This window comes from Paracoccus wurundjeri, assembly GCF_030678915.1.
GTDB classification, from domain to species: Bacteria; Pseudomonadota; Alphaproteobacteria; order Rhodobacterales; family Rhodobacteraceae; genus Paracoccus; species Paracoccus onubensis_A.
Genome location: NZ_JAUUTZ010000012.1, coordinates 139210 through 151052, shown reverse-complemented (window position 1 = coordinate 151052; position 11843 = coordinate 139210). Strand labels below are relative to the sequence as shown.

General features: G+C 60.8%; 12 protein-coding genes. 4 read left to right on the top strand and 8 right to left on the bottom strand.

The genetic code is table 11. The annotated features are described in order from the left end of the window. Positions 1 to 144: 144 nt before the first annotated feature. Together Q0601_RS13690 and hisC are read right to left on the bottom strand one after the other, a co-directional pair. On the bottom strand, positions 145 to 1077 hold the full coding sequence (locus Q0601_RS13690; RefSeq protein ID WP_305290403.1) for a prephenate/arogenate dehydrogenase family protein: 933 nt from the start codon (positions 1075 to 1077) through the stop codon (positions 145 to 147). Continuing rightward, complete coding sequence (hisC, locus tag Q0601_RS13685; protein ID WP_305290402.1) at positions 1074 to 2168, bottom strand: histidinol-phosphate transaminase; 1095 nt, start codon at positions 2166 to 2168, stop codon at positions 1074 to 1076. Before hisC ends, Q0601_RS13690 begins: the two co-directional genes overlap by 4 nt. 193 nt (positions 2169 to 2361) lie before the next feature. On the opposite strand from hisC, the gene Q0601_RS13680 reads away from it, so the two are divergent. After that, positions 2362 to 3990 carry an acyl-CoA dehydrogenase family protein gene (locus Q0601_RS13680; protein ID WP_370656137.1) on the top strand — a complete coding sequence of 543 codons (1629 nt, stop codon included), beginning with the start codon at positions 2362 to 2364 and terminating at the stop codon, positions 3988 to 3990. 79 nt (positions 3991 to 4069) lie between these two features. Beyond that, a complete protein-coding gene (locus Q0601_RS13675; protein ID WP_305290401.1) occupies positions 4070 to 4537 on the top strand; it encodes an META domain-containing protein in 468 nt (155 codons plus the stop codon). 99 nt (positions 4538 to 4636) lie between these two features. On the opposite strand, the gene gap is transcribed toward Q0601_RS13675, so the two are convergent. From gap to purB, 4 genes are all read right to left on the bottom strand, one after another. Further along, a complete protein-coding gene (gene gap, locus Q0601_RS13670; RefSeq protein WP_119751890.1) occupies positions 4637 to 5638 on the bottom strand; it encodes a type I glyceraldehyde-3-phosphate dehydrogenase in 1002 nt (333 codons plus the stop codon). Positions 5639 to 5739: 101 nt separating this feature from the next. Further along, a complete protein-coding gene (locus Q0601_RS13665; protein ID WP_305290400.1) occupies positions 5740 to 5883 on the bottom strand; it encodes a hypothetical protein in 144 nt (47 codons plus the stop codon). A gap of 135 nt (positions 5884 to 6018) precedes the next feature. Then, complete coding sequence (locus Q0601_RS13660) at positions 6019 to 7026, bottom strand: FliG C-terminal domain-containing protein (RefSeq protein ID WP_305290399.1); 1008 nt, start codon at positions 7024 to 7026, stop codon at positions 6019 to 6021. 84 nt (positions 7027 to 7110) lie between these two features. Beyond that, entirely contained in the window at positions 7111 to 8424 is a 1314-nt protein-coding gene (gene purB / locus Q0601_RS13655) for an adenylosuccinate lyase (RefSeq protein ID WP_305290398.1), read from the bottom strand. A gap of 139 nt (positions 8425 to 8563) precedes the next feature. On the opposite strand from purB, the gene Q0601_RS13650 reads away from it, so the two are divergent. Continuing rightward, complete coding sequence (locus Q0601_RS13650) at positions 8564 to 8902, top strand: DMT family transporter (RefSeq protein ID WP_305290397.1); 339 nt, start codon at positions 8564 to 8566, stop codon at positions 8900 to 8902. Positions 8903 to 9049: 147 nt separating this feature from the next. Here Q0601_RS13650 and Q0601_RS13645 read toward each other — a convergent pair whose 3' ends face one another. Both Q0601_RS13645 and Q0601_RS13640 read right to left on the bottom strand, forming a co-directional pair. Further along, positions 9050 to 9841: an inositol monophosphatase family protein gene (locus tag Q0601_RS13645; protein WP_305290396.1), complete on the bottom strand. Its 792-nt coding sequence runs from the start codon at positions 9839 to 9841 to the stop codon at positions 9050 to 9052. A 54-nt stretch (positions 9842 to 9895) separates the two neighbouring features. Next, positions 9896 to 10810, bottom strand: a complete 915-nt coding sequence (locus tag Q0601_RS13640) for a LysR family transcriptional regulator (protein WP_119751895.1) — start codon at positions 10808 to 10810, stop codon at positions 9896 to 9898. Between the two features lie 88 nt (positions 10811 to 10898). Here Q0601_RS13640 and metF point away from each other — a divergent pair, with 88 nt between their 5' ends. Then, complete coding sequence (metF, locus tag Q0601_RS13635) at positions 10899 to 11774, top strand: methylenetetrahydrofolate reductase [NAD(P)H] (protein ID WP_305290395.1); 876 nt, start codon at positions 10899 to 10901, stop codon at positions 11772 to 11774. The last annotated feature ends 69 nt before the right edge of the window (positions 11775 to 11843 follow it).

Sequence of the window (11843 nt, the reverse complement as noted above, 5' to 3'; positions counted from 1 at the left end):
CCCCCCCCCCCCCCCCCCCCCCCCCCCCCCCCCCCCCCCCCCCCCCCCCCCCCCCCCCCCCCCCCCCCCCCCCCCCCCCCCCCCCCCCCCCCCCCCCATCGCGGGACGCAACTCACCGGCGTTTCCGGTTCAACGCGACATGCCCTAGATATCCTGGCCTTTCGCATCGGGACTGCGTCCGAAATCCGGGGCCTCTGTGTCCTGCCCGGCTTCGATGATCCCGCGGCGGATCGCGCGCGTCCGGGTGAAATAATCGTAAAGCTGTGGTCCGTCGCCCATGCGGATCGCCCTTTGCAGCATGAACAGCTCCTCGGTGAAACGGCCAAGGATATCCAGCGTGGCTTCTTTGTTATGCAGGAAGACGTCGCGCCACATGGTCGGGTCGCTGGCCGCAATCCGGGTGAAATCACGGAAACCGGCGGCGGAATACTGGATCACCTCTTCATCCGCCACCCGGCTGAGATGATCGGCCACGCCGACCATCGTATAGGCGATCAGATGCGGCGCGTGACTGGTCACGGCAAGCACCAGATCATGATGGGCGGGTTCCATCCGGTCCATCTTGGCCCCCATCGCGGTGATCAGGCGGCCCAGCCGCTCAACCGCGCCGGCGTCGCTATCCGGCAGCGGGGTCAGAAGCCACCAGCGATTGCGGAACAGGCTGGCAAAGCCGGAACGCGGGCCGGAATGCTCGGTCCCGGCCAAAGGGTGACCGGGCACGAAATGCACGCCTGCGGGAATGTGCGGCTGAACCGCCGCGATAACCGCCTGCTTGACCGAGCCGACATCGGTCACCGTCGCGCCAACCGCCAGATGCGGTGCGATCTCGGCGGCGACGTCACCCATGACACCAACGGGAACGGCCAGAACGACCAGATCGGCGCCCGCAACAGCTTCGGCCGCGCTGTCGCAAATCATATCACAAAGCCCGATTTCACGCGCAGTTTCCCGCGTCGCCGCGCTGCGTGCATAGCCGGTGATTTCCCCCGCAAGCCCGGCGTCACGCATGGCATGCGCCATCGAGCCCGCGATCAGGCCAAGCCCGATCAGGGCGACACGGTTATAAATCACGCTCATCCCACCGCCCTTCTGCCGGCCATGAAACGGCTGAGGCAGCCGATGACCCGTCGGCATCCCGCCTCATCGCCCACGGTGATCCGCAGCGCTTCCGGCAAGCCGTAACCGCCCACGCGGCGCACGATGATTCCATCATCACGCAAAGCGGTGTCGGCGGCTTCGGCCTCTTCCGGGCTGACGAAGCGGGCCAGCAGGAAATTGGCGAAGCTCTCGTCGCAGCCGATGCCCATCTGCACGAACGCATTGCGCATCCATTCACGCCAACGCGCATTTTCGGCGGCGCAATGGGCGGTGAAATTCGTGTCGCGGACCGCGGCCGCCGCGGCCGCAAGCTGGGCCGATGACAGGTTGAAGGGTTGCCGCAGACGGTTCAGTACATCGATCATCTCGCGCTGCGCATAGCCCCAGCCGATCCGCAGCCCGCCAAGCCCGTGGATCTTCGAGAAGGTCCGCGTCATGATCACGTTGGGATAACGCCCGACCAGCGACACGCCCCCGTCATGCCCGCCCGTGAACTCGGCATAGGCGCCGTCATGGACCAGCAGGACATGATCCGGCAAACCGCTGGCCAGCCGGTCAAGCTCTTCTTCGTCCAGCATGGTTCCCGTCGGGTTCCCCGGATTGGCCAGAAAGACGATCCGCGTCCGCTCTGTCACCGCCGACAGGATGGCATCGACATCTACCCGCCGCTCGGCCTCGGGCACGGTGACCGGCTTTGCGCCCACCATCCGGGCCAGAATCGGATACATCGAGAAGCCATGCTCGGTCGTGATGATCTCATCGCCCTGCCCCGCATAGGCATGGGTCACGAATTGCAGCACCTCGTCCGAGCCTGCCCCGCAGATGATCCGGGACGCATCCAGCCCATGCACTTCGGCAATGGCGTCGCGCAACCCGGCGTGGTCGGTCGATGGATAGCGGTTAAGCTCAGCCGTGGCATGCGCGACAGCAGCCTTCGCCGCCTCGCTGCACCCAAGCGGGTTTTCATTGGAGGACAGTTTCAGCACATCTTCATGCCCCTGCAACCGGCTTTCGCCGCTGACATAAAGCGCGATATCCATGATGCCGGGTTTCGGGGTAATCCGATTCATCGCCGACCCTCCTTTTGCGAGCCCGGTTTAGTCGCCGCATCAACGCTTTGAAAGCCTGAATTGGCGGGTGATCGTATCGAACTGCAGGTCTGATCGCAGATCCTCCAATTTCATCGCGACATTTTTGGTCAATTTCTGCTTAAATTTCGCATTATAGTTGCGCAACGCCTTCATAGGATCTAGCAATGCTGCAATGCCGCGAAAGGAAGATTCGATGAAAGACATGCGCGACCTGACCGCAACCGTCCTGTCCGAGATCAGGGATCTGCAAAAACGGGCGACCGATGCCTTGCGGGCCGTAGTTGCCCCGGAAGGCAAGGTGGATGCCGCATTGCTTGAACAGCATCAGCATGCCACTCATGCGCTTTCGTGGCTGACGACCTATGTCGAGGCGTTGGCCCAGCTTGGCGCCTGGTCGGATCGTGTCTCGGGAGAGATGGAGGAGCTGATCCTGAAGATCGGATTTGGCGAATATCTCACTCAGATCGCCGGTGGGATCCCGATGAGCCAGAACGAATTCGCGCGTCTTTCGGATCTTGGCATCGACTGGGCTCCGTCCGAAACCGCGCGTGAGCTGATGGCAGGCAACACGCCCGATGCGCGGGCAAGGCTGGCCCGGCTCATGGCGGACAATCCGGGCAGCGCAAGTTTCGGCGCGACCGGACTGGACGAGGATCTTGAGATGATCCGCGATCAGTTCCGCCGCTGGTCCGATGACAAGGTGGTGCCGCATGCGCATGAATGGCACCTGAAAGACGATTTCATCCCGATGCAGATCATCGAGGAACTGGCGGAACTGGGCGTTTTCGGCCTGACCATTCCCGAAAATCTTGGTGGTCTCGGCATGTCCAAGGCCGCCATGGTCGTCGTCAGCGAGGAACTCTCGCGCGGGTATATCGGCGTGGGCAGCCTTGGCACGCGCAGCGAAATCGCCGCCGAACTGATTCTGGGCGGCGGCACGGACGAGCAGAAAGAGCATTGGCTGCCCCGTCTCGCAAGCGGCGAAATTTTGCCGACCGCCGTTTTTACCGAGCCGAATACCGGCAGCGATTTGGGCAGCCTGCGCACCCGCGCCGTCAAAGATGGCGACAACTGGAAGATCACCGGCAACAAGACATGGATCACCCATGCCGCCCGCACCCATATCATGACGCTGTTGGCCCGGACCGAACCGGAAACAAGCGATTATCGCGGATTGTCGATGTTCATCGCCGAGAAAACACCGGGCGACGATGAAAACCCCTTCCCGACGCCCGGCATGACCGGCGGCGAAATCGAGGTTCTGGGTTATCGCGGCATGAAAGAATACGAGATCGGCTTTGACGGGTTCGAGGTCAAGGGCGAAAATCTTCTTGGCGGGGTCACTGGCCAGGGTTTCAAGCAGCTTATGCAAACCTTTGAATCAGCGCGGATTCAAACGGCGGCCCGCGCCATTGGCGTAGCGCAGAACGCGCTGGAGCTTGGCCTGCAATATGCCCTTGACCGCAAGCAGTTCGGCAAGCCCCTGATCGAGTTTCCGCGCGTCAGCGATAAACTTGCGATGATGGCAGTCGAAATCATGATCGCCCGCCAGCTTACCTATTTCAGTGCGTGGGAAAAAGATCACGGTCACCGCTGCGATCTCGAGGCCGGAATGGCCAAGCTTCTCGGCGCGCGCGTAGCATGGGCAGCAGCGGATAACGCGCTGCAAATTCACGGTGGCAACGGTTTCGCGCTTGAATATCAGATCAGCCGGGTGCTTTGCGACGCCCGGATTCTCAATATTTTCGAGGGTGCGGCCGAAATTCAGGCGCAAGTAATCGCGCGCCGTCTTTTAGGGTAACGCGAATTTCGCTAGAAGTCTGGAACGAAAGCGGATTTACTGCGTTCAGTCTCGATCAGACCGCCTAAGGAGAGAAATGATGTTCCGACCAACCCGCATTGGTCTTCCGATTGCCGCCGCTATGGCCGCATTTGCTCTTGCTGCCTGCGAACCGGCTCCGGAGATTTCACCGGACGACCGCGGTTTTATTCCGGGTGGCGATTATGTGCTGGTCGGCATGGATGGTGCCGCAGTTCCCCTGCGGAACGTGACACTTAAAGTCGAAGAAAAGAGGGTATCGGGCCTTGGTCCATGCAACGGCTATTCCGCACAAAACACCGCCGAATTGCCCGCCCTCGCGCTTGCACCGATCGTTTCGAACAGGATGGCCTGCAAGAACTCGGAACTTGAAAACCGCTTCTTCTCGGTTCTGCAATCGGCGACTGAAATGGAATTCTATGGTGGCGTGCTGAAGGTCAAATCGCCCTCGACATGGCTGATCTTCGAGCGTGGCGTCCGGGCGAGCAGCAGCGTCAATGCGCTTGACGAGGTGCGCGGCGGACAATGACCGGCAGCTGACCCGCAACCGATTGACCGGTTGCTATCATATAAGAAAGGCGGCGAAGGATGACTTCGCCGCCTTTCTTCATTTATCAGGCTAACCTGATCAGATCAGCTTGCCCATCGCAACCGCCGTATCGGCCATGCGGTTCGAAAAGCCCCATTCGTTATCATACCAGGTCAGGATGCGGCAAAGCTTGCCTTCCATGACCTTGGTCTGATCCATATGGAAGATCGAGCTATGCGGGTCGTGGTTGAAATCGGACGACACCAGCGGCTCTTCCGTATAACCCAGCACACCTTTCAGGGGTCCGTCGGCAGCAGCCTTGATCGCCGCGTTGATTTCATCCACCGATGTATCGCGGGCGGCTTCGAATGTCAGATCGACGACCGAGACATTCGGCGTCGGTACGCGGATCGCCACACCGTCAAGCTTGCCTTTCAGCTCGGGCAGCACCAGCCCCACGGCCTTGGCGGCACCAGTCGAGGTCGGGATCATCGACAGGGCGGCGGCGCGGGCGCGGTACAGATCCTTGTGCATCGTGTCCAGCGTCGGCTGATCGCCGGTATAGCTGTGAATGGTGGTCATGAAACCGCGGGTGATGCCGATGCTGTCATTCAATACCTTGGCGACAGGCGACAGGCAGTTCGTCGTGCAGCTTGCGTTGGAAACGACGATATCGTCCTTGGTCAGTGTATTGTCGTTGACGCCAAACACGATCGTCTTGTCGGCATCCGTGCCCGGAGCCGAAATCAGCACCCGCTTCGAGCCGTTCTCAAGATGCGCCTGGCATTTATCCTTAGATGTGAAGATACCGGTGCATTCCAGCACGATATCGATATGGCCCCAGGGAAGTTCGGCAGGGTTGCGGATCGCGCTGACTTCGATCGGGCCGCGGCCGACATCGATTGCCGAACCATTGACCTTCACCTCGGCCGGAAAGCGTCCATGCACGCTGTCATAGCGCAGCAGATGGGCATTGGTCTCGACCGGCCCAAGATCGTTGATGGCGACGACTTCGATATCCGTCCGCCCCGATTCCACGATACCGCGCAAGACATTGCGCCCGATGCGACCGAAACCGTTGATGGCGACCTTCACAGCCATAGTTCATTTCTCCCGACCAGATGACGTTGCATTCCTGTAGCGCGGCTTGAGGGCCGATGCAAATCCCCATAATGCCGCAGCACAAAAGGTCTAGCTCGGACCTATCGCCAAAAGGCAAGCCGCCCTATCGTATCGTCCAGAACTTTCCCGGCCTTCACGAGCAGATTCTGCTCCAACCAGACCTGGTCGAGGACAAGCGTCCCGACGATCAGCGCGACTATCACTACAGCAACCTGATTGTTCATCGCAGCCTCCGGAAACGGCCTGCCCGATCGGCATCCCCCTTCCTGATATCCCCGACCGGCCTTTCGGACAAGGATTCCCGGCATGCCGAGCCTTCGGGCCATGTTTGCGCCCCGAAGGCTGCGCGTAATGGCATGTCAGTCATCCTTGGGTGGAATCAGGGTCAGTTCCCCTTCCGCCGCAAGCCTGCGGATCAGGACCACGACCTCATTGGTAGCCGCTTCGGCATCCTGTGGCGTCACGTTGCCCAGTGACGCGATCTCGTCGCGCAAATTCTCGGACATGCGCTGCGACAGGTTCGACAGGATGAATTCCGCGGCTGCAGCTTCTTCCCCCGAGTTCTGCGACAATGCGCGAAGCAGAACCTGCTGATTCATGTCCCGCACGATCCGGGGAACGTCCCGAGGCTCTACCCGCTTTGGAATATGCGCAAAGACAAAGATCGCCCGCCGGACATCCAGCGCAAATTCCCGGTCCTGCTCATCCAGCATCTCAAGCACATTGGCGCGCAGATCCGCATTGGCGAAATTCAGCATATCACCCATGCGGTCGCAGGCTTTGGTTTCGATGGCGGGGCGCGGCAGGGCATCCGCCGCCTGCGCCAGAACCAGCCCGACCCTGCGCAGCGCCTGCGGGCTGATATCGCGTGTCATCGCCATGGCCTGCGCGACCTGCCGCGCCCGTTCCGGGTCCATTGCCGTATAGGTTCTGGCCGCCTGTTCGACCGGAAGTTTGGACAACATCACGGCAATCAGCTCGACCGCCTCACCATCCGCCAGGGACTGGATATCTTCCTGAGAAAGCTCAAGTATTCGTGGCCACGGATCGCCATTCCCGGTCATCATCACCAGCCGGCGCAGCCGGTCGGAACTGTCTTTCGACAGCCGGTCGGACATGATTTCCAACGTGCCGTCCAGATCGCCGGGAAAGGTCACGCCAACGGATTCGAGATGTTCGCAGAACTCCGAAATCACGTCATCACGGGTCTGACGGTCGATCAGGTCCATCCTTGCCATTTCCTCGAACAGCAGGGCCTGTCTTTCGCCATTCAGGTTATCCAGCGTGACCCCATCGTCATCGTCCAGCAATAGCCGAACGATGATAGCTGCCTTCTGCCGCGGACTAAGCCCGGTCTGCACCGCCATTCCATGCCCTTTTCAGCCGTTTTTCCCTTGCAGACGGCCATTCTGGCATGAAATTCCTAACGCGGATTTACCGCGCAGAAGATGTCAGGCGGGATTTTCGCCGAAAACCCGCGCGAAAATCGTATCGACATGTTTGGTGTGATAGCCAAGATCGAATTTCTCTTCGATCTCATCGCGGGATAACGCCGCCGTAACCTCGGAATCGGCAAGAAGCTCTTCCTTGAAATCCTTGCCCTGCTCCCAGACTTTCATGGCATTGCGCTGCACCAGCCGATAGGCATCCTCGCGCGATACGCCGGATTGCGTCAGGGCCAGCAGCACCCGCTGACTCATGACCAGCCCTTTGAACTTGTTCATATTGTTCAGCATGTTCTGTGGATAGACGACCAGCTTGTCGATCACGCCTGCAAGCCGGTTCAGGGCGAAATCCAGCGTGATCGTCGCATCGGGCGCAATCCCACGCTCGACAGAGGAATGGCTGATATCGCGTTCGTGCCACAGGGCGACATTCTCCATCGCCGGGACAACCGTCATACGTACCAGCCGCGCCAGTCCGGTCAGATTCTCGGTCAGCACCGGGTTGCGCTTATGCGGCATCGCGGAACTGCCCTTCTGGCCGGGGCTAAAGAATTCCTCGGCCTCCAGCACTTCCGTCCGCTGCATATGACGGATCTCGATGGCGATATTCTCCATCGACGAGGCAATGACACCCAGTGTCGCGAAGAACATTGCGTGACGGTCACGCGGAATGACCTGTGTGCTGATCGGCTCGGGCTTCAGGCCCAGCTGCCTGCAAACATACTCTTCCACGAAAGGGTCTATATTCGCGAACGTCCCAACAGCGCCCGAGATCGCACCGGTCGCGATTTCCTCGCGCGCCCGCTCCAGCCGGGTCTTGCCCCGCGCCATCTCGGCATAGAACCGCGCGAAGGTCAGGCCCATCGTCGTTGGCTCGGCATGGATGCCGTGGCTGCGTCCGATACGCACGGTATCCTTGTGTTCATATGCGCGTTTCTTCAGTGCCGCCAGCAGCTTGTCCATATCGGCAAGCAGGATGTCGGCGGCGCGGACAAGCTGAACATTCAGCGTCGTGTCCAGAACATCCGAAGATGTCATCCCCTGATGAACGAAGCGCGCATCGTCAGAACCGATATGCTCGGCCAGATGGGTCAGAAAAGCGATGACGTCATGTTTGGTCACCGCTTCGATCTCATCGATACGGGCAACGTCGAATTCGACATCCTTGGCGCGCCAGACAGCGGCGGCGTTTTCTTTCGGGATCACCCCAAGTTCGGCCTGCGCATCGCAGGCATGCGCCTCGATCTCGTACCAGATGCGGAATTTCGTCTCGGGGGACCAGATTTCGGTCATTTCCGGGCGGGCGTAACGAGGGATCATCGGCGGGCTCCTTGTCAGTTGAGGGCGGCATAACGTCCCGCTGCCGCTGGGGCAAGCTTCAAACCTGCCACAGGTTGACCCGCCCGCCGCTCTGCGCCAATTTGCAGCGCCCGACATTTTCCCGACAAGAGGTCGTCCCGTGCAGTTTCTCCCCTATGCCGCGCTCCTGATGGCGATTGCGCTCGAAGTCGCGGGCACATCGCTTTTGCAGCTATCGGCGCAATTCACCCGTCCCTTGCCCACCATCGGCATGGCGGCCTGCTATCTGCTCAGCTTTTACCTGCTGTCGATCAGCCTCAAGGTGCTGCCGCTGGGAATCGCCTATGCGATCTGGAGCGCGGTGGGCATCGTACTCGTCGCGGTGATCGGTCTGATCATCTTCGGGCAAAAGCTCGATCTGCCTGCGGTGGTGGGCCTTGGGTTGATCATCCTCGGGGTACTGGTCGTCAACCTGTTCTCGAAAACCGTGGGGCATTGAAAGCGCGTTGTTTGCCCAATCGTCGCTCACCTGCCTCTTCTTCTTTGTTCAAATACCGCGGGGGCCCGGGGGCTGGCCCCCGATCGCGGTTGCCAGCGGGCAGGCCACTGGCCCAGGAACCAACCGACGACGAACAGCCCCTGAACATCAGTCCCTGCTGCGAATGATCTTCGCGAATGCCTCGAAAAGCTGCGGATTGGCGGCGATCAGGCGGCCCGATTCCAGCGGATCGTCTCCATCGCGAATGCCTTCGACGAAACCGCCTGCCTCGCGCACCAGAAGAATACCGGCCGCTACATCCCATGGTTTGTTGACGCGCTCCCAATATCCATCATAGCGGCCCGCCGCGACATAGGCCAAATCCAGCGCGGCGGCGCCCATGCGCCGCATGCCTGCGGATACCGGCATCAATCGGGCCAAATCCTGCAACGCGGCGGGTAAAGGTCCGCGCCCGGCAAAGGGAACGCCGGTCGAGAACAATGATTCGCCCAGCTTCGAGCGTCCGGAAACCCGCAGCCGCTGATCGTTCATATAGGCGCCGCTGCCCTTTTCGGCCACGAAAAGCTCGTCCTTGGCGGCATCGAAGATTACCGCCGCGACGATCTCGCGCTTATGCTCAAGCGCGATGCTGACGGCCCAATGCGGCAGGCCGTGCAGGAAATTCGTGGTGCCGTCCAGCGGATCCACGATCCAGCGGCGGGTGGGATCCTCGCCCGGCTCCTCGCCGGTTTCCTCGCCAAGCCAGCCGTAATTTGGCCGGGCATTGCGCAGCTCTTCCTTGATGATGCGCTCGGCCTCGTGATCGGCGCGGCTGACGAAATCGCCCGCCCCCTTGACGCTGACCTGAAGATTCTCGACCTCGCGGAAGTCCTTGACGAGACTGCGCCCGGCCTTGCGGGCGGCCTTGATCATGATGTTGAGATTGGCGCTTGCCATCATTCGCTCCTATCGGGTTGCGCGCGTCATATGCGCAACCGCTGGAAATGCCAAGGATCACTGGGCAGGTTCGCGCAGCATTCGCAAGGGTTCAGTGCGTGCAAGCCGCAATACATGGGACATGTAGGGATAGATCATGTCCGCCTCGCGCACGGCGGCGTAAAGCTTGCGCCTGATTCCCTGCTGCCCAAGCGGAAGCAAGGCAAGTTCAGGATTGGCGGCGTGGCGGCGCAGCACCCAGTCGGGCATGACAGCCACGCCGCGCCCCGAAGCGACAAGCATCAGCGAAACATCCGTCAATTCGACGGTACGCTGCTGCGCCGGAGAGATGCCGGCAGGGGTCAGGAAATCGCTGAACACATCAAGCCGCGCCCGGTCCATCGGATAGGTCAGCAATATCTCGGAAGCCAGATCCTGCGGCTCGGCATAGCCCTTGGCAGCAAGGGGATGCGCGGCGGGCACGACCAGCGTGGGCGAGTAATCGAACAGGTAGTGAAAGACGACGCCCGGTAGTTCTTCCGGATCAGAGGATATCACCAGATCAACCTCTTCCCGCGTCAAAGCCGGCAAGGCCGTAAAGGCCAGACGCTGGCGGATATCCAGATCGATATCGGGCCAGGCACGGCGGAACTGATCCATGACCGGCAGAAGCCAGTCGAAACAGGCGTGACACTCCATGGCGATATGCAACCGCCCGACCCGCCCCATCTCGACGCCCTTGAATTCCGCCTCGGCGGCAGAGATCAGCGGCAGCACCTGCTCGGCCACCCGCAGCAGGCGCATTCCTGCGGCGGACAGGCGCATGGGCTTGGCCCGCCGCACGAAAAGCTCGACCCCTGCCTGATCCTCCAGCGCCTTGATCTGGTGCGAAAGCGCGGATTGTGTCATATTCAGACTGTCTGCCGCACGGGCCAGCCCGCCTTGTTCATGAACGGCACGAACGGTCCGCAGATGGCGCAGTTCCAGATGCATATGAGCAGCTTTCATTACAATCTTGAAGATTATGAATTTGTCTCACGCTGCGCTTCATGACACAAGACCGGCAATGAAAGGAATCGATATGGCCCGCATAACGCCGCATGTCAGCTTTGAGTTTTTCCCGCCCAAGACGCTGGACGCGTCTTTCCGGCTGTGGGAAACCGCGCGTGGCCTGGCCCCTTTCTCACCGGATTTCGTTTCCGTCACCTATGGCGCGGGCGGCACCACCCGCAAGCTCACGCATGAGGCGGTAACGACCATCAAACGCCATTACGGACTGGAGGTCGCCGCGCATCTGACCTGTGTCGAGGCGACCCGCGACGAGACGATGAAGATCGTGCAGGAATATGCGGATGCCGGTATCCGCGAGATCGTGGCCCTGCGCGGCGATGCACCCAAGGGGCAGGAACGGTTCACACCCCATCCCGATGGGTTTGCGAATTCGGTCGAACTGATTCAGGCCATCGCCGCGCGTGGCGACATGACGATCCGCGTCGGCGCCTATCCCGAGCCTCATCCCGACGGCAGCGGCACCGATTCGGATGTCGCGTGGCTGAAGCGCAAGATCGATGCGGGCGCAAGCAGCGCGATGACGCAGTTCTTCATCGAGCCCGGAACCTTTTTCCGCTTCCGCGACAAATGCGCAGCGGCGGGAATCGATGCGCCCATCATCCCCGGCGTTCTGCCGATCCAAAGCTGGAAAGGCGCAAGACGCTTTGCCGAAGCGACCGGCACCAGCGTGCCGCAATGGATCGATGACGCTTTCGAAAAGACAGATGGCGATCCCGCGGCCGAGCGCGAACTGGCCACCCGCCTTTGCGTCGAACTTTGCGAAAAGCTGATCGACGGCGGCGTGGAGCGCCTGCATTTCTACACGCTGAACCGCCCGGAACTGACCCGCGACGTTTGCCTTGCCCTTGGCGTCAAGCCGACCCGCGCGCTGGAAAACGTTGCCTGAACTATCCGCCATGCCGGATCCCTGTGGCTAGGGCGTGCCACTATAGCAGCCGGGCGGTACGATGCTGAC

What these genes read in the sequence shown, in the direction of transcription:
- gap (WP_119751890.1), bottom strand. Translation starts at nt 5,638, where the DNA reads ATGGCTGTGAAGGTCGCCATCAACGGTTTCGGTCGCATCGGGCGCAAT.
- Q0601_RS13640 (WP_119751895.1), bottom strand. Translation starts at nt 10,810, where the DNA reads ATGCATCTGGAACTGCGCCATCTGCGGACCGTTCGTGCCGTTCATGAA.
- Q0601_RS13690 (WP_305290403.1), bottom strand. Translation starts at nt 1,077, where the DNA reads ATGAGCGTGATTTATAACCGTGTCGCCCTGATCGGGCTTGGCCTGATC.
- purB (WP_305290398.1), bottom strand. Translation starts at nt 8,424, where the DNA reads ATGATCCCTCGTTACGCCCGCCCGGAAATGACCGAAATCTGGTCCCCC.
- Q0601_RS13645 (WP_305290396.1), bottom strand. Translation starts at nt 9,841, where the DNA reads ATGATGGCAAGCGCCAATCTCAACATCATGATCAAGGCCGCCCGCAAG.
- Q0601_RS13660 (WP_305290399.1), bottom strand. Translation starts at nt 7,026, where the DNA reads ATGGCGGTGCAGACCGGGCTTAGTCCGCGGCAGAAGGCAGCTATCATC.
- Q0601_RS13665 (WP_305290400.1), bottom strand. Translation starts at nt 5,883, where the DNA reads ATGAACAATCAGGTTGCTGTAGTGATAGTCGCGCTGATCGTCGGGACG.
- hisC (WP_305290402.1), bottom strand. Translation starts at nt 2,168, where the DNA reads ATGAATCGGATTACCCCGAAACCCGGCATCATGGATATCGCGCTTTAT.
- Q0601_RS13680 (WP_370656137.1), top strand. Translation starts at nt 2,362, where the DNA reads ATGCCGCGAAAGGAAGATTCGATGAAAGACATGCGCGACCTGACCGCA.
- Q0601_RS13675 (WP_305290401.1), top strand. Translation starts at nt 4,070, where the DNA reads ATGTTCCGACCAACCCGCATTGGTCTTCCGATTGCCGCCGCTATGGCC.
- metF (WP_305290395.1), top strand. Translation starts at nt 10,899, where the DNA reads ATGGCCCGCATAACGCCGCATGTCAGCTTTGAGTTTTTCCCGCCCAAG.